Origin of the sequence: Herbidospora galbida (assembly GCF_005233835.1) — a bacterium.
Taxonomy (GTDB): domain Bacteria; phylum Actinomycetota; class Actinomycetes; order Streptosporangiales; family Streptosporangiaceae; genus Herbidospora; species Herbidospora galbida.
Genome location: NZ_SZQA01000059.1, coordinates 1 through 14,713, shown reverse-complemented (window position 1 = coordinate 14,713; position 14,713 = coordinate 1). Strand labels below are relative to the sequence as shown.

18 protein-coding genes are annotated in these 14,713 nt (G+C 70.9%); 8 read left to right on the top strand and 10 right to left on the bottom strand.

Features of this window, described 5'->3' with window-relative positions:
- Positions 1-92 precede the first annotated feature (92 nt).
- Entirely contained in the window at positions 93-1,052 is a 960-nt protein-coding gene (rfbB, locus tag FDA94_RS36085; protein WP_137251521.1) for a dTDP-glucose 4,6-dehydratase, read from the top strand.
- 237 nt (positions 1,053-1,289) lie between these two features.
- Here the strand turns inward: rfbB and FDA94_RS36080 are convergent, their stop codons facing one another.
- Together FDA94_RS36080 and FDA94_RS36075 are read right to left on the bottom strand one after the other, a co-directional pair.
- Complete coding sequence (locus FDA94_RS36080; protein ID WP_137251520.1) at positions 1,290-1,985, bottom strand: helix-turn-helix transcriptional regulator; 696 nt, start codon at positions 1,983-1,985, stop codon at positions 1,290-1,292.
- Between the two features lie 100 nt (positions 1,986-2,085).
- A complete protein-coding gene (locus tag FDA94_RS36075; protein WP_062334512.1) occupies positions 2,086-2,301 on the bottom strand; it encodes a hypothetical protein in 216 nt (71 codons plus the stop codon).
- Positions 2,302-2,451: 150 nt separating this feature from the next.
- Here FDA94_RS36075 and FDA94_RS36070 point away from each other — a divergent pair, with 150 nt between their 5' ends.
- Genes FDA94_RS36070 through FDA94_RS36060 form a run of 3 tightly spaced genes read left to right on the top strand, consistent with a single transcriptional unit; the run spans position 2,452 to position 5,392 of the window.
- Positions 2,452-3,585: a sensor histidine kinase gene (locus FDA94_RS36070; protein ID WP_137251519.1), complete on the top strand. Its 1,134-nt coding sequence runs from the start codon at positions 2,452-2,454 to the stop codon at positions 3,583-3,585.
- Positions 3,582-4,709: a hypothetical protein gene (locus FDA94_RS36065; RefSeq protein ID WP_137251518.1), complete on the top strand. Its 1,128-nt coding sequence runs from the start codon at positions 3,582-3,584 to the stop codon at positions 4,707-4,709. The genes FDA94_RS36070 and FDA94_RS36065 overlap by 4 nt, the downstream gene beginning before the upstream one ends.
- Positions 4,706-5,392: a response regulator transcription factor gene (locus FDA94_RS36060; protein WP_137251534.1), complete on the top strand. Its 687-nt coding sequence runs from the start codon at positions 4,706-4,708 to the stop codon at positions 5,390-5,392. The genes FDA94_RS36065 and FDA94_RS36060 overlap by 4 nt, the downstream gene beginning before the upstream one ends.
- Here the strand turns inward: FDA94_RS36060 and FDA94_RS36055 are convergent.
- Positions 5,377-6,438, bottom strand: coding sequence for a Gfo/Idh/MocA family protein (locus tag FDA94_RS36055; protein WP_137251517.1), 1,062 nt, complete (start codon positions 6,436-6,438; stop codon positions 5,377-5,379). The genes FDA94_RS36060 and FDA94_RS36055 overlap by 16 nt on opposite strands.
- Complete coding sequence (locus FDA94_RS36050; RefSeq protein WP_137251516.1) at positions 6,423-7,085, bottom strand: ThuA domain-containing protein; 663 nt, start codon at positions 7,083-7,085, stop codon at positions 6,423-6,425. The genes FDA94_RS36055 and FDA94_RS36050 overlap by 16 nt, the downstream gene beginning before the upstream one ends.
- Before the next feature lie 54 nt (positions 7,086-7,139).
- On the opposite strand from FDA94_RS36050, the gene FDA94_RS36045 reads away from it, so the two are divergent.
- Entirely contained in the window at positions 7,140-7,808 is a 669-nt protein-coding gene (locus FDA94_RS36045) for a DUF6518 family protein (RefSeq protein WP_137251533.1), read from the top strand.
- Here the strand turns inward: FDA94_RS36045 and FDA94_RS36040 are convergent.
- Positions 7,777-9,525, bottom strand: coding sequence for an ABC transporter ATP-binding protein (locus tag FDA94_RS36040; RefSeq protein WP_137251515.1), 1,749 nt, complete (start codon positions 9,523-9,525; stop codon positions 7,777-7,779). The genes FDA94_RS36045 and FDA94_RS36040 overlap by 32 nt on opposite strands.
- A 52-nt stretch (positions 9,526-9,577) precedes the next feature.
- On the opposite strand from FDA94_RS36040, the gene FDA94_RS36035 reads away from it, so the two are divergent.
- Genes FDA94_RS36035 through FDA94_RS36025 form a run of 3 tightly spaced genes read left to right on the top strand, consistent with a single transcriptional unit; the run spans position 9,578 to position 11,088 of the window.
- Positions 9,578-9,988 carry a MarR family winged helix-turn-helix transcriptional regulator gene (locus FDA94_RS36035; RefSeq protein ID WP_246060343.1) on the top strand — a complete coding sequence of 137 codons (411 nt, stop codon included), beginning with the start codon at positions 9,578-9,580 and terminating at the stop codon, positions 9,986-9,988.
- A gap of 33 nt (positions 9,989-10,021) precedes the next feature.
- Positions 10,022-10,390, top strand: coding sequence for an MmcQ/YjbR family DNA-binding protein (locus FDA94_RS36030; RefSeq protein WP_137251513.1), 369 nt, complete (start codon positions 10,022-10,024; stop codon positions 10,388-10,390).
- A gap of 23 nt (positions 10,391-10,413) precedes the next feature.
- The gene (locus FDA94_RS36025; protein ID WP_137251512.1) at positions 10,414-11,088 is read left to right on the top strand and encodes a hypothetical protein; all 675 of its coding nucleotides are present in this window, start codon (positions 10,414-10,416) and stop codon (positions 11,086-11,088) included.
- Positions 11,089-11,548: 460 nt separating this feature from the next.
- Here the strand turns inward: FDA94_RS36025 and FDA94_RS36015 are convergent, their stop codons facing one another.
- From FDA94_RS36015 to FDA94_RS35995, 5 genes are read right to left on the bottom strand one after another with little or no spacing between them, the layout of a single operon-like run.
- Complete coding sequence (locus FDA94_RS36015; protein ID WP_137251511.1) at positions 11,549-11,818, bottom strand: HPr family phosphocarrier protein; 270 nt, start codon at positions 11,816-11,818, stop codon at positions 11,549-11,551.
- Positions 11,818-12,843, bottom strand: a complete 1,026-nt coding sequence (locus FDA94_RS36010) for a zinc-dependent dehydrogenase (protein ID WP_137251510.1) — start codon at positions 12,841-12,843, stop codon at positions 11,818-11,820. The genes FDA94_RS36015 and FDA94_RS36010 overlap by 1 nt, the downstream gene beginning before the upstream one ends.
- Positions 12,840-13,277, bottom strand: a complete 438-nt coding sequence (locus FDA94_RS36005; RefSeq protein WP_137251509.1) for a PTS mannitol transporter subunit IIA — start codon at positions 13,275-13,277, stop codon at positions 12,840-12,842. Before FDA94_RS36005 ends, FDA94_RS36010 begins: the two co-directional genes overlap by 4 nt.
- Positions 13,270-13,581 (bottom strand): PTS sugar transporter subunit IIBC family protein, encoded by a 312-nt coding sequence (locus FDA94_RS36000; protein WP_137251508.1) that lies wholly within the window; start codon positions 13,579-13,581, stop codon positions 13,270-13,272. Before FDA94_RS36000 ends, FDA94_RS36005 begins: the two co-directional genes overlap by 8 nt.
- Before the next feature lie 5 nt (positions 13,582-13,586).
- Complete coding sequence (locus FDA94_RS35995; RefSeq protein ID WP_342778564.1) at positions 13,587-14,582, bottom strand: PTS transporter subunit EIIC; 996 nt, start codon at positions 14,580-14,582, stop codon at positions 13,587-13,589.
- Positions 14,583-14,713 lie beyond the last annotated feature (131 nt).

The following is a 14,713-nucleotide window of genomic DNA, read 5'->3' as shown; positions in this document are numbered from 1 at the left end:
CGGGCCTCCAATTTCTCGTCGATAATCGCGGATGCGATATTCGTGAAGTGACGTCTCGCCATGGCGGGACAATTTCCGAGAGAGGTGTGCCGATGCGCGTCCTGGTGACCGGTGGCGCCGGTTTCATCGGTTCCAACTACGTCCGCGGCGCGGTGCGCGCCGGCGCCGACATCACGGTGCTCGACGCCCTCACCTACGCCGGCGACGAGCGCAACCTGGCCGAGGTGGCTGGCCACAGGGGCTTCCGGCTGGTGAAGGGCGACATCCGCGACCGCGAGACAGTCGTGGACGTGATGCGCGGCGCCGAACTGGTCGTCCACTTCGCGGCCGAATCCCACGTCGACCGCTCGATCGCCGGGGCGTCGGAGTTCGTCACCACCAACGTGGCCGGCACCCAGACGCTCCTGCAGGCCGCGCTGGAGCTGGAGGTCCCCCGCTTCGTGCACGTCTCCACCGACGAGGTGTACGGCTCCATCGAGGAGGGCAGCTGGCCCGAAGACCACCCCCTTGAGCCCAACTCGCCCTACGCCGCCTCGAAGGCCGCATCCGACCTGCTGGCCAGGGCCTACTTTCGCACCCACGGCCTGCCGGTGTGCGTCACGCGGGCCTCGAACAACTACGGGCACCACCAGTTCCCCGAGAAGCTGATCCCGCTGTTCGTGACCAACCTCCTCGACGGCGAACCGGTCCCGCTCTACGGCGACGGCCTCAACGTGCGCGAGTGGCTGCACGTCGACGACCACTGCCGCGCCATCCAGCTCGTCGCCGACCGAGGCCGGCCCGGCGAGGTCTACAACGTCGGCGGCGGCGTCGAACTGACCAACCGCGACCTGACCCGGCGGCTGCTCGACCTCGTCGGCGCGGGCGAGGAGATGATCCGCCCGGTCGCCGACCGCAAGGGTCACGACCGCCGCTACGCCGTCGACACGACGAAGATCAGGACCGAACTGGGCTTCACGCCGTCGGTGGACTTCGCCGAGGGCCTGGCCCGGACCGTCGAGTGGTACACGGCGAACCGGGCCTGGTGGGAACCGCTGAAGCGCCGCAACTGAATGTCTCGCCAGCGGGACGCCGGGAGAATGAATTCATTCTCCCGGCCCCGGCCGGCGTGGTAGAGATCGACCGGCTATTGTCCCGGCGTTATTTCTAATCGAATTCACGACATTTTCACCATTACTGAGAGTGATGGCTGCGGTCGCGCTCCCTGCGGCCCGTAGACGCCGAAAAGCTGCCCGTCGTGTCGGTCGCGACAACCCCCTGTCGGTTTTTCGCCGTCTCCGGCCGGGTGTTCAGTTCAGGACGGGCTGGCGCAGCAGCCCGGTCTCCGGGGCGAAGGTCGCCGGGGGCCGGGCCGGGGCGCGTTCGCCGGTGGCCTCGGCGCCCACGATGCGGTCGAGGCGGAACACCCGCACGGCCTCGCGCAGACGGCACCAGCCCACCAGATACCACTCGCCGCGGCGGTTGCCGACGAAGACTCCCGGCTCGACCTCGCGCTCGGTCGGCACGCCCTTGGCGTCGGCGTAGCCGATGCGCAGGACGCCGCCCGTCAGGACGGCCTGGTCGACGACCGTCGCGATCGGGCCGGCGGGGCGGTCGTCTTCGCGGATCAGCTGCACCCGTTCGGCCAGGGCCCGGGCGCGTTCGCCCTCGCCGTCGGGCATCGCCTCCATCACCTTGCGCAGGGCGCTCCTGGCCTGTTCGGCGAAGGGGAGCTCCTCATGGCTGAGGGCGACGGCGATGGCCACCGCCTCCTCGGGGGTGAAGTTGAGCGGCGGCAGCGACATGCGCTTGTCGAGCACGTAGCCGCCCCGGCGGCCGAACTCGGCGTAGATGGGGACGCGGGCCTCCTGGAGCGCGGCCACGTCGCGCTCGATGGTGCGCACGCTCACCTCGAACCTCTCGGCCAGCTCACGGGCCGACCGGGGCCGGGGCGAGACGGCCCGCAGTTCCTCGACGAGGGCGTATAGCCGATCCGTACGGTTCACACGCGGCAGCCTAGATTCGGCCACCGACAATTTCGCGGCGTCTCAGGCCAGGGCCCGGCGCAGCGCCTCGGTCCGGATGAAACGCCATGAACCCATGCGTTCAGGCGAGGTAGGAGCGCGCCACCCGCGAGGCGGTCTCGTCGTCGATCTTCTTGGCCAGGCCCAGGAACAGCCGGACGATGCTGGCGATCAGGCTGACCAGGGCGGGCAGGTCGCCGCGGCTCACCCGGTCGTCGAACTGGATCGCGATCCCCGGATCCGTGACGCGCGCCGAGGTGATCGTCGAGCGGATCTCGCTCTCCGTCGCGTACTGCATGTTGCCCGGCCCTTCACCCGTGACGAATATCGTCTCAATTAGACCGGGTTACAGACGCGTACCTATGACGGTCGTTCGGCCGACAGCCGGACGAACGGCTCTACACTCTCAGGGCGCGGTCATGATCCGGCCTTCCGAGTGGGGCGTCTGATGGCATTGGGTGTTCGGCTCGACGCGGGCGGTCGCATGCCGGCGACGGCCGCGCTCGACCGGGTGACCGCCCGTTGCGGGTCCGTCATGCGGGGCGTCGCGGGGGTCGTCGCGGCCGCGGCGGCGCTGATGGGGCTGGCCCCGCCGGTCGATCCCACCGTGCTGGTCCCGGCCGTGGCCGGGCTGCTGTGCTGGAGCTTCTTCTTCACCTGGGCGGGCTGGACCTACGGCCTGCTGCCCTGGGTGATCACGGTCGAGGTGCTCATCACCTCCGCCCTGTGTGTCTTCCAGCGGGAGCTCGTCGCGCGCACGCTCATCGGCGACAGCGCCAGCTGGGTCGGCGGGCTGGTGACCATGACGATCGTGGCGGTCAACCTGGCCTGGCGGGCCGGTCCGGCCGTCCCGGCCGGGCTCCTGGTGGTCCTCGCGCACCTCTACGGCTCCGGCGCCTTCGCGGTGGCCGGGATCCACGTGCTGCAGGTCGGGGCGACGGCCGTGCTGATGAGCCTGCTCCGCAGGGGGGCGGCCAACGCCGACCGGGAGCTCGCGGCGGCCCGCGACGCCGAGGAGAAGGCCACCGTCGAACGCGAACGCCGCCGCGACGAACGCGCCCAGAACAGCCGCATGCACGGCAGCGTGCTGGCCACTCTCATGATGATCGGCGCCGGCGGCATCGCCGCGACCTCGCCCATGCTGCGCGAGACCGCCGCCCGCCACCTGGCCGACCTCGACCGCATGTCCGAGGGTGGCGGCACCGGCCCCGACCACGTGCCGCTGCACGAGCGGCTGGCCGCCGGGGCGGCGCGGTCGGGGCTCACCATCCACACGCGGCTGACGCCGGTGTCGGTGCCCTGGGAGGTCGCCGAGGCCTTCCTCGAAGCCGTCGCCGAGGCGATCGCGAACGTCGTGCGGCACGCCAACGTCACCGTCGCCGCCGTCACGCTGACCGTGACCGGCGACGAGGTCGTCGTCGAGGTGCGCGACCGGGGGATGGGCTTCGAGCCGGCCGACGTCCCCGACCACCGCTACGGCCTGCGGGTGTCGATCCTGGCCCGCATGGAGATGGTCGGCGGCCGGGGCGTGGTCGAGTCGGGCCCGCAGGGCACCAAGGTCACCCTCAGGTGGGCGCCGTGACCGCCTCGGAGACGAGCGTCCGCCGCAGCTACAGCCTCGGCGCCCGCCGCGCCGCCGTGTCGGTCGTCGCCGCCTGGCACCTCGGCTTCGACCTCGTCGGCACGGTCGGCTTCTGGGACTCCTACCGGTTCCCGTGGCTGGCCGCGCTCGCCTGGGTCCTGTACGCCGCGATCGCCGTGGTCGCCGCCATAGCCCTGCTCGGCGAACAGCCGCTCCGCCTCGGCGTCTGGCCCTACGCGGCCGGCGCGCTGGCCGTGTCGGCGATGGTGATGGCCGCCTGCGAACCGGGCGACGTCGTGAACGCCGCCGACTGGGCCTGGGGCTCGGTCGGCTGGCTGGCCATGATCGTGTTCTGGCCCCGGCCGACCTGGCTGCGCGACCTGAGCGTGTTCCTGCTGGCCAACGTGGTCGTCACGCTGGCCGGGCTGGCGCTGGCCGGGGCGCTCGACCCCCGGTCGCTGAGCAAGTTCCTCGTCGTCAGCGTCGGCGCGATCACCCTCCAGGCGGGCGCGAGCGCCGGCGGCCACGCCCTCGACCTGGCCGCCCGGTGGGCGGTGGAGAACTCCAACCGGACCGCCCGCGCCGAGGCCGCCCAGAAGGCCGCCGACCAGGTCCACGCCGACCGGCTGGCCCGCTACGCCGAAGTGCGCTCGGCCGTCGCGCCGGTGCTGAACCTGCTCGCCGGGGGCGCCGACCCCGCCGACCCCGACGTGCGGCACGAGAGCGCCGTCGGCGCGGCCCGCCTGCGCCGCCTGATCGCCGAGACCGACGACGCCCCCGACCCGCTCCTGCACACCCTGCGGGCCTGCGCGTTCGACGTCGAACGGCGCGGCGTCGTGGTGCTCTTCCTGACCGCGGGCACCGTGCCGCCGCTGCCGCTGGAGGTCCGCCGCGCGCTCGTCGAGGCCCCCATCGAGGGCATGGCGCGGGCCCGCCGCCAGGCCAGGGTCACCCTCGTCGCGACGCCGCGCGAGGTCATCGTCAGCGTCCTGACCGACGCCCCGTCGCTGCCGGTGGCCGACGGGTCCCGCGCCGCCAACGTCGCCACCAACGTCGCCACCCGCGTCGAAGCCGAGAACGGAGGATCCCAACTGTGGATAGAGAGCCGCTGGACCGCCCCGTGACCCTCGCGGTGGTGGAGGACACGCCGGTCGTGCTGGAGGGCATCCGGTCGTGGGTGGCCGCCGACCCCGGGAAGCGGGTCGAGATCGTGGCCAGCGGCAACACGGTCGACTCGGTCCTCGACGGCGCGGGCGCGCACGCCGACGTGCTGCTGCTCGACCTGGAGCTCGACAACGGCGTCAACTCGCTGCCGCGCATCCCCGAACTGGTCGCGGCCGGGCGCCGGGTGGTCGTCTACTCGGTGCACGAGGACGACGCGACCGTGATGGCGGTGCTCCAGGCGGGCGCCTCGACGTTCATCGCCAAGAACGAGACCAAGGAGCACTGCGTCGACACGATCGTAGCCGTCGCCCGCGACCGGCCCTACGTCCCGCCGGTGATGGCCGGGGCGCTGGTGGCGGCCGACGGGCAGACGTCCCGGCCGATGCTGTCGGCCCGCGAGCGCGAGGCGCTGCTGCTGTGGTTCCAGGGCATGAACAAGCAGTCGGTCGCGCTGCGCATGGGCATCTCCGAGGCGACCGTGAAGCAGTACATCGAACGCGCGCGGGTGAAGTACGCCAGCACCGGCAGGGCCGCCCCGACCAAGACGACCCTGCTGGCCCGCGCCATCCAAGACGGCCTGATCACGGCCGACGACATCATCGAATACCAGTCACTCGCCGCCGACCATCACACGAGAGACTGAAGCGGGACCGGCTCCGGCCTCTCGCAGGTGCTCTCCACCGTCTCCGCCCGCCCGGTGGCGGCCGACCGGAGGAGTGACTCCATCACGTCGAGCACGTGCAGAGCGACCTCCCCGGACGCGCGCGGGCGGGGGGCGGTGACGAGGTCGTACACGCCGATGCCGCGCCCGGTGTCCCGGTAGCCGGCGGCCACCGGGAGCGTCTCCCACGTCCCGCCGACACGGTGGACCAGCACGTCGCCGTCGAACCGGTTGGGGTCCGGGACGATCATCGTGCCGAGCTCGCCGTGCACCTCGATGTTGGGCGCTCGGGAGGTCGCGCCGTCGAACGACATGATCAGCGTCGACAGGGCGCCGGAGGCGTGCGTGAGGACCCCGGTGACGTGCGTGTCGGTGGTGACCGGCAGCCGCTCGCCCTGCCGGTGGCCGCTGCCGATCACCCGTTCCGACCGGGCGCGGCTCGACGCCCCGATCACCGACACGACCGGCCCGAGCAGCGCCACCAGGGCCGTCACGTAGTAGGGCCCCATGTCGAGCAGCGGCCCGCCGCCCGGCCGGTAGTAGAAGTCGGGATCGGGATGCCACGGCTCCGGCCCCCCGGTGACCATGGTCGCGACGGCCGCCGCCGGTCGGCCGATGAGACCGGCGTCGAGGTGGTGGCGGGCGGTCTGGAAGCCGGTGCCGAGGACGGTGTCGGGGGCGCAGCCGAGCTTGACCCCGGCGCCCTTGGCGATGATCGTCTTGGCCTCGTCGAGCGTCGCGGCCAGGGGTTTCTCGCCGTAGACGTCCTTGCCCGCCGCGATGGCCCGGAGCGCGACCTCGGTGTGCGCGGCTGGGATGGTGAGGTTGACGACCAGGTCGCAGGCGTCGATCAGGTCGTCGACGCCGAGAGACCGCGCGCCCGTTTCGGTGGCGGCGGCCAGGGCGCGGGCGGGGTCGAGATCCGCGACGGCGTACAGGACCAGACCCGGAAGGTTCGCAAGGGTCGTCGTGTACTGCACCGAGACCTTGCCGCAGCCGATCATCCCCACCTTCACCGGCTCGCCCATGCCAGCCCCCTCTCGACCAGGGTCCGCACGCTGTCGTGCCGGAGGGTGGCCAGGTCGTGGCCCGGCGTGGCGACGAAGACGCGGCCCTCGCCCCACTCGCGGGTCCACACGGCCGGCACGGTGACCGGCTGCTTCCACGGCCCCTGCGCGGCATGGGTGGTGGTGGCGAGAACGGTGCTGTACGGGTCGGTCAGCACCCAGTACTGCTCGGTGACCAGGTCGAAGTCGGCGATCCCCTTGGTGATCGGGTGATCGGGGTCGGTGATCTCGATCCGGTGCGGGACGAAGGTCTCCCCGCCGGCCTCGGGGTGACAGGCGAACTGCCCGCCGGTCAGGTGGAGGTAGTCGGGCTCGGCGCGGAAGGAGTCGACGATGCCCCCGTGCCAGCCCGCGAACCCGGTGCCCGCCGCGACCGCCCGGGAGAGCCCGGTGGTCTGCTCGCGGGTGATCGTGCCCATCGTGAAGCACTGGACGACCAGATCGACCCCCGCCATGAAATCGGGGTCGGCGTAGGGGGCGGGGGAGTCCTCGACCGTGAGGGTGAACCCCTCTTGGGAGAGGTGGGGGAGGAAGAGATCGGTGGCGGCGACGGGCTCATGGCCCTCCCAGCCGCCTCGGACGACTAGAGCGTGTCGTAACTTCACCATCCGAATTATCCCATTTTTTGGCTAATTTGCGGGGGAGTAGAGTGCCGCAACGTGATGACGAACCAGGCCCGGTGGCGGCGGGCGGTGCCGATCGCGCTGGGGGCGGGACTCGCCGCGGGGGTGCTGACCAACCTGGGGCAGGGCCGGCTGCCCGGGGCCTGGAACCAGATCGCCAACTCGGGCGCGGTGTGGTCGGTGGCGGCGTTCGTGGCGGGCGCGCTGGCGGCCGGGGCCCCGCCGAGGGGATTCACCGCCTACGGACCGGGAACAACGCCGGCGCCGCGTGACCGTTCCGCGCTGCATCACGCGCTGCTGGCCGGGCTCGCCGCCGAGCTCGGGCTCGTCGTCGGCTACTACGGCTACGCCGAGTTCGGCCGCGACGGGATGGGAAACTTCTACTGGCCGCTGGTCTGGGTGGTCATGGCGTGCGTCGCCGGGCCGGTGTTCGGGGTCGCGGGACTGTGGTGGCGGCGCGGTGTGGCGCGGTGGCAGCGGGTCGGCGGTCTGGCCGCGCTGGCGGGGGTCTTCGGGATGGAGGCCGCCCATTACGCGTTCGTCCTGGAGTACGCTCCGCAGGCCTGGGCCTGCCTGGCGGTCTTCCTGCTCGTGCCGCTTCTGGCCCGCACGGCGCGGGAGGTCGGGCTGACCTCGCTGGCGGCGGTGCCGCTGGCGGGCCTGGCCTATCTGGTGATCAGCCTGCCGCTTCAGTCGCTGTCAGGGTGAGCTCGTCGCGGTTGACCAGGGCCGCGTAGTGGCCGCCCAGGGCGAGCAGTTCGTCGTGGGTGCCGCGCTCCACGATGCGGCCGGCGTCCAGGACGATGATCTGGTCGGCGTCGCGGACCGTCGACAGCCGGTGGGCGATCGTCAGGGTGGTGCGGCCTTCGGCCAGTTCGTCCAGGGCCTCCTGGACGGCCCGCTCGGTCTGGGTGTCGAGGGAGCTGGTGGCCTCGTCGAGGATCAGCACCGGAGGGTTGCGCAGCAGGGTCCGCGCGATGGCCAGGCGCTGCTTCTCGCCGCCGGAGAAGCGGTAGCCGCGCTCGCCGACGAGGGTGTCGTACCCCTCGGGCAGTGACATGAGGTGGTCGTGGATGCGGGCCGCGCGGGCCGCCGCGTGGAGCTCCTCGTCGGTCGCGTCGGGGTTGGCGAAGCGCAGGTTGTCGGCCACCGAGGCGTGGAAGAGGTAGGTCTCCTGGGAGACCACGCCGACCGTCTCGGCCAGCGACTCGAAGGTCAGGTCGCGCACGTCGACGCCGTCGACGGTGACCCGGCCGGAGGTGACGTCGTAGAGGCGGGGGAGCAGGTAGCTGAGGGTGGTCTTGCCCGATCCGGTCTCGCCCACGATCGCCAGCCGGGTGCCGGGCGGCACCGCGACGTCGATGCCGGTGAGGGTGGGGCCGGCGCCGTAGGAGAAGTCGACGTCCTCGAACCGGACGTCGCCCTTGACCCGGTCGAGCACTCGGTCGCCGGGGCGGATGTCGACCTTGAGGTCGAGGTATTCGAAGATCCGCCCGAACAGCGACATCGAGCTCTGCACCTCGACCCCGAGCTGCAGCAGCTGCACCGACGGCCGGAACATCGAGGTCTGCAGGGTGGTGAACGCCACCAGCGTGCCGACCGACACCGCGCCGGTCCACCCGACGGCCCAGTAGACGACCGCCGGCATGGCCGCCATCACGATCTGGATCGACGACTGCCGCCACCGTCCCGCCATCGACGACCTGACCTCCAGGTCGGCGAGGTCGTCGGAGGAGGCGGCGAACCGGTCGGTGAGGGTTCCGGTACGTCCCATCGTGCGCCCCAGCAGGATCCCGCTGATCGACAACGACTCCTGCACCATCGAGGCCATCGACGCCATCTTGATCTGGCGCTGCGTGGTGATCCGCCGCCGCTCCTTGCCGACCTTCCGGCTGATCCACACGAACACCGGCAGCAGCCCGAGGGAGATCAGCGTCAGCCGCCAGTCGAGCGCCACCATGGCCGCGATCGTGGCGATCACCGAGGTCAGGTAGGAGATGAACGAGGTCGCCGTGGTCGTCACCACGGCCTGCATGGCCCCGATGTCGTTGGCGATCCGCGACTGGACCTCACCGGTCTTGGTCCGGGTGAAGAAGGCCAGCGACATCCGCTGGAGGTGGTTGTAGACGGACTTGCGCAGGTCGTGCATGACCCGCTGGCCGACCGTCGTCGAGATGAACGTCTGCAGCACGTCGAACACGCTGGTGGTGACGGCGATCACGATCATGCCGAGGGCCAGCATCGACAGCAGCCGCGCGTCGCGGTTGGGCAGGGCGACGTCCAGGATCTCCCGCAGCAGGAACGGCGAGGCCAGCGACACCACCGACGACAGCACGATCAGCGCCCCGACCGCGCCCAGCTTGCGGCGGTAGGGCCTGAACAGGCGGATGACGCGCCCCAACGGCGCTCGGGGTTCATTGTCCATGATGTACACTCAAACGGAGGTTAGCTCACATTCATTCCTTGAGGCGAGTGCTTTGTCCGACGGAGAACTGTTCGAGCTGGTCCACCGGGTCGACCACCGCATCAGGCGCGGATTCCGCGAACGCCTCGAACCCCTGGGCGTCAACCCGGGCCAGTCGCGCGCCCTGCGCGCTCTGGTCTCCGCCGGCGAGCCGCTGCGCATGGCCCGGCTCGCCGAACTGCTCGGCATCGTCCCCCGTTCCCTGACCTCGGTCGTGGACGCCCTGGAGTCGTCCGGCCTCGTGGTGCGAACCGTCGACCCCACCAACCGGCGCTCCACCCTCGTCTCCGTCACCCCCGCCGGGCTGTCCGTCCACGAGAAGGCGCGTGTGGCGCGGCGGGAGGCCGCGGCGGAGGTCTTCTCCGTACTTTCGGACGAACAGCGCCGGCAGTTGTCCGATCTGCTGGGTCTGCTCGACGGCTGAAAATGTCGGTGGGGTCTGGTAGCCCTAGGGGGCATGGCGGTGAGCGTGGACGATTTCCTGAAGATGCTTGACCATCTGCCCGAGGTGAAGCAGAGCTTCGGCGGCGACTGGGTGGCCCTCAAGGTGCGCGGCAAGGGCTTCGGCTACGTGTGGGAACGCACCCAGACCGTGGGCCTCAAGTCGACCATCGAAGAACAGGCCGCCCTGGTGGCCGAGCGTCCCGACGTCTTCGAGGTGCAGTTCACGACGGAGTCGACCGGCTGGGTGGTCGTCCACCTCGACCGGATCGAGGCCGACGAGCTGTTCGAGCTGGTGACCGAGGCGTGGTGCATGACGGCCCCGAAGTCTCTGGTCGACAGCCATGAGATCGTGCTGTGGCCGGAGCTCTACCCCTCGTCCTGATCCTTCGAAGGAGTTTTCCCATCGTGCCCTCCGCCTGGGACATCGCGCTGACGCACGCCTTCGGGCAGCTGCTCGGCCGGCCGCTCGCCGACCACGACGCCACCGCGACCTACGGGGCGTTCTACGGCGGCAACTGGCTCTACGAGACCGGTCTCGACCGCCACCCCGGGTGGGTGAGCCGGGAGGCGCTGTCGGGGCGGGAGACGGTCAGCCATCCCCAGGTGCTGATCCTGCTCGACGGCTACGCCGACCTGGTGTTCGACGCGAGCGGCTCACTCTTCGAGGTCGACCCGGCCGATTTCGACGACGGGCTCGTCGCCTCGGTTTCGGTGTTCGCCAAGCCGGGGATCGTCCGGGGGGCCGATTTGGCCATGCTGCTCGACAAGCACCCCGGCGAGCCGGAATGGCAGCTGTGGCAGGCGCGGATCGCCTCCGACGGCACCCTGCTCGGCGCCCTCAAGGCCGCCACGGCCATCGGCGACTCGCCCCGGAGCCTCATCCCTCCGTCTGACGAGCCTGAGGAGCGGGCGGTGCTCGCGCACCTGGAGGCGTTCTCCGATCCGGCGTCCGACGACCTGGCCTACTGCCCGCAGGCGCTGAATGAGGCGGTGATCGCGATGTGGGAGGGCGCGGTCGACCAGTACGAGATCACCATCTGGAACCTCGACCAGCTCACGGGCCGGCGCACGACGACCTGAGCCTGTCTGTCCAGGAATCCGGTGGTCGGCCTCGTCCGGCAGATCCACCACGGAACCTTCGGCAGATCCACCACGGAACCTTCGGCAGATTCGCCATGGGGCCTTACCATCGGCCGCGCCCCGGCCGTTTCACGGGTTCCGCCCGGCTGTCGGGCTGCACGATCTGCCCGACGCGCTGCCCGGCAGGGCGGAGACCATCGAGTTGTAGCCGCTGTCGCGGGGAGAGATCGACGGCCGCCCTGACGGTTTCGTCGACGCGGTCTTCCGTTCCGGGGCCGACACCGCCTTCGCGCCGTCGTTCCGCCGGACCGACTACCTCGCCCGTGCGGTGCGGGGTGGATATCCGGAGGCCGTCCACCGCACACGATGTCCTGTCTCTGGGAAACCTCGCCCTGATCGGCGGACAATGCAGAAGACGACCGGGCACCCCCCGAATGGGTGCCCGGCCGTCCCCGATGTCCTACTCCGCGTCGAGGTCGCGTTCCAGCAGTTCCGCCAAGGTCGTCAGCGCCGCCTCGGCGCCCTCTCCCTCGGCCGACAGCGTCACCTCGGTCCCGTGGGTCGCGCCCAGGGACAGGACCGCGAGCATGCTGTCGGCCCTCACCGCCTTGCCCTCGCCGACGCGGATCTTCACCGGGACGCCGGTGCCGGCGGCGGCCTGGACGAAGAGTTTGGCCGGGCGGGCGTGCAGGCCCGTCGCGGCGGCCACGGTCACTGTTCTCTCTGGCATCACGGCTCCACGGTGACTTTGATGGCCTCGCCGCGCATGACGATGCCGATGCCCTCCAGGACATCGGTGAGCGGCAGGCGGTGGGTGATCAGGTCGGCCACCGGCACCGCGCCCGTCGCGATGAGTTCGAGGGCCTGCTTGTTGTGGGCGGGGCTCGAACCGTTGGCGCCGACGATGGTCAGTTCGCGGTAGTGGACGAGGTTCGAGTCGAGGCGGATGATCGGGTTGTCCTTCGGCAGGCCGCCGAAGAAGCTGATCCGGCCCTGGCGGGCGACCATCCCGAGGGCCTGTTCCTGGGCCGCGCCCGAGGCCGCGGCCGTGATGACCACGTCGGCGCCCCGGCCCTCGGTCAGCTTGAGCACGGCCTCGGTCACGTCGTCGCCGTGCAGGGCGGCGTCGGGGTTGACCAGGACGGCCGCCATCTCCAGGCGGTCGGGGTTCAGGTCGGCCAGGATCACCCGGCGGGCGCCGCGGGCGCGGGCCAGGCGGACGTGCAGGCAGCCGATCGGGCCCGAGCCGATCACGACCACGTCGTCGCCGGGGCCGACCCGGGCCAGTTCCTGGCCGTTCAGCACGCAGGCCAGGGGCTCGGCGACCGACGCCTCGGCGAAGCTCACCCCGGCGGGGATGCGGTTGACGCCGTCGACGGCCAGGACCTTCGCGGGGACGACCATGTACTCGGCGAAGCCGCCGTCGTAGTGGTAGCCCATCGACTCCTGGTTCGGGCAGACGGTCATCCGGCCCCGCGTGCACTCGCCGCACTCCCCGCACGGGATCGCCGCGATCACCTGCACCCGGTCGCCGGGCTCGAACGCGCCCGTCCCGGTCACGACCTCACCGGCGATCTCGTGGCCCATGACGCGCGGGGGCCGGATGTGGTGATGGCCGAACTTCAGGATCTTGGCGTCGGTGCCGCAGGTGGAGCAGTTGCGCACCCGGATCAGGAGTTCGCCCGGACCCGCCACCGGCTCCGGGGCGTCTTCGACCCGGATGTCGCCGGGCGCGTGGAAGCGCGCGACCTTCATTCTGTTCCCTCCATGAGGAGTCGGAGGACCTCCGCCTCGTCGGCCGTCTCGCGCAGAGCCTCGGCCGCGTCGGGGTCCATGAGTATGTCGGCCAGTTCGGCCAGCAGGCGTACGTGGCCGTCGCCCTTGGCGGCGATGCCGACGCACAGGTTGACGTGTTCGCCGTCCCAGTCGACGCCGCCGGGGAAGCGCAGCACGCAGACCGCGTCGCGGTGGACGACCTCTTTGGCCTTCACCGTGCCGTGCGGGATCGCGACGCCCTCCCCCACGTAGGTGGAGAGCGTGCGCTCGCGTTCCAGCATCGCCGCGATGTACGGCTCCGCCGCCGCCCCGACCGACACGAGCGTCTCGCCGCACTGGCGGATCGCGTCGTCGCGGTCCTCGGCCACGCAGTCGAGCCTGATGGCGCGCGGGTCGAGCGGGATGTCAGCCACCGACCACGCCGCCGCTCTTGATGGCGTTCACCAGCTTCGTCACCGCCGGGTCGCCGATGAACACCTGGAACGGGATCAGCACCGCTCCCTCGGGCGTCGACTTGCGGGCGCGGGCGGCCAGGCCCGCGTGGGTGACGACGACGTCGGCGTCGGCCGGGATCTGGTCGACCGGTGAGTGGACGACCTCGATGCCGTTGCCCTTGAGCTGCTTGCGGAGCGTGGAGGCCAGCATCACGCTGCTGCCCATCCCCGCGTCGCAGGCGATGACGATCTTCTTGACTGCCGCGCTGTCGATGCCGGCCATAGGGATCACGCCTCCTGGGGAGTGGTGGTGGGCTGCTCGGTCTCTTCCGCGGGGGCCTCCTTCTCGCCCCGGCCGAAGCCGAGGAGGGCCGAGGCGACCACGAAGGTGACGCCGGTGGCGACCAGGACGCCCGCGAGTACGCCGAAGTAGCCGCCCGCCGGGGTAACGGCCAGATAGGCGAAGATGCTTCCCGGAGCGGGGGAGGCCACCAGGCCCGACCCCGTCGCGATGAAGACGAGGATGCCGGAGGCGCCACCGGCGATCATGGCGAGGATCAGGCGGGGCTTCATCAGCACGTACGGGAAGTAGATCTCGTGGATGCCGCCGAAGAAGTGGATGATGATGGCCGCCGGGGCGCTCGGCCGCAGGGCGCGCGGGCCGAAGAAGAAGTACGCCAGCAGCAGGCCCAGACCCGGCCCCGGGTTGGTCTCCAGCATGAACAGGATCGACTCGCCGGCCTTGGCGACCTGGGCGGCGCCGAGCGGGGTCAGCACGCCGTGGTTGATCGCGTTGTTCAGGAACAGCACCTTGGCGGGCTCGATGACGACCGAGGCCAACGGCAGCACGTTGGCGGTGACCAGCCAGTTGGCGGCGTCGCCCGCCACCTCGGTGACCTTCTCGATGATCGGGCCGATGCCCCACACGCCCAGCAGCGCGACCGCGCCGCCGATGATGCCCGCCGAGAAGTTGTCGACGAGCATCTCGAAGCCGGCCCGGACGCGGTCCTTGACCGCGCCGTCGAACAGCTTCAGCAGGTACGCGGCCAGCGGGCCGATGATCATCGCGCCGAGGAACATCGGCACCTCGGCGCCGACCACGACGCCCATCGTGGCGACCGCGCCGACCACGGCGCCGCGCTGGCCGTGGACCATGCGCCCGCCGGTGTAGCCGATCAGGACCGGCAGCAGCACCTTGATCATCGGATCGACCAGGCCCGCGAACATCTCGTTCGGGATCCAGCCGCTCGGGATGAACAGTGCCGTGATCAGGCCCCACGCGATGAACGCGCCGTTGATAAGTTGGCAATATTAAACGGCAGGTCAACGTGTGGTAGAAGGATCTTGACCCATTGAAAATCCATCGCCGCGACGTCGCCGCGACCAAGGAATCCATCCCCATCGAACCCATCACA

Coding starts and splice junctions, on each gene's coding strand:
- rfbB (WP_137251521.1), top strand. CDS start 93: ATGCGCGTCCTGGTGACCGGTGGCGCCGGTTTCATCGGTTCCAACTAC.
- FDA94_RS36075 (WP_062334512.1), bottom strand. CDS start 2,301: ATGCAGTACGCGACGGAGAGCGAGATCCGCTCGACGATCACCTCGGCG.
- FDA94_RS36070 (WP_137251519.1), top strand. CDS start 2,452: ATGGCATTGGGTGTTCGGCTCGACGCGGGCGGTCGCATGCCGGCGACG.
- FDA94_RS36055 (WP_137251517.1), bottom strand. CDS start 6,438: ATGGGCGAGCCGGTGAAGGTGGGGATGATCGGCTGCGGCAAGGTCTCG.
- FDA94_RS36050 (WP_137251516.1), bottom strand. CDS start 7,085: ATGGTGAAGTTACGACACGCTCTAGTCGTCCGAGGCGGCTGGGAGGGC.
- FDA94_RS36045 (WP_137251533.1), top strand. CDS start 7,140: ATGACGAACCAGGCCCGGTGGCGGCGGGCGGTGCCGATCGCGCTGGGG.
- FDA94_RS36040 (WP_137251515.1), bottom strand. CDS start 9,525: ATGGACAATGAACCCCGAGCGCCGTTGGGGCGCGTCATCCGCCTGTTC.
- FDA94_RS36030 (WP_137251513.1), top strand. CDS start 10,022: ATGGCGGTGAGCGTGGACGATTTCCTGAAGATGCTTGACCATCTGCCC.
- FDA94_RS36015 (WP_137251511.1), bottom strand. CDS start 11,818: ATGCCAGAGAGAACAGTGACCGTGGCCGCCGCGACGGGCCTGCACGCC.
- FDA94_RS36010 (WP_137251510.1), bottom strand. CDS start 12,843: ATGAAGGTCGCGCGCTTCCACGCGCCCGGCGACATCCGGGTCGAAGAC.
- FDA94_RS36000 (WP_137251508.1), bottom strand. CDS start 13,581: ATGGCCGGCATCGACAGCGCGGCAGTCAAGAAGATCGTCATCGCCTGC.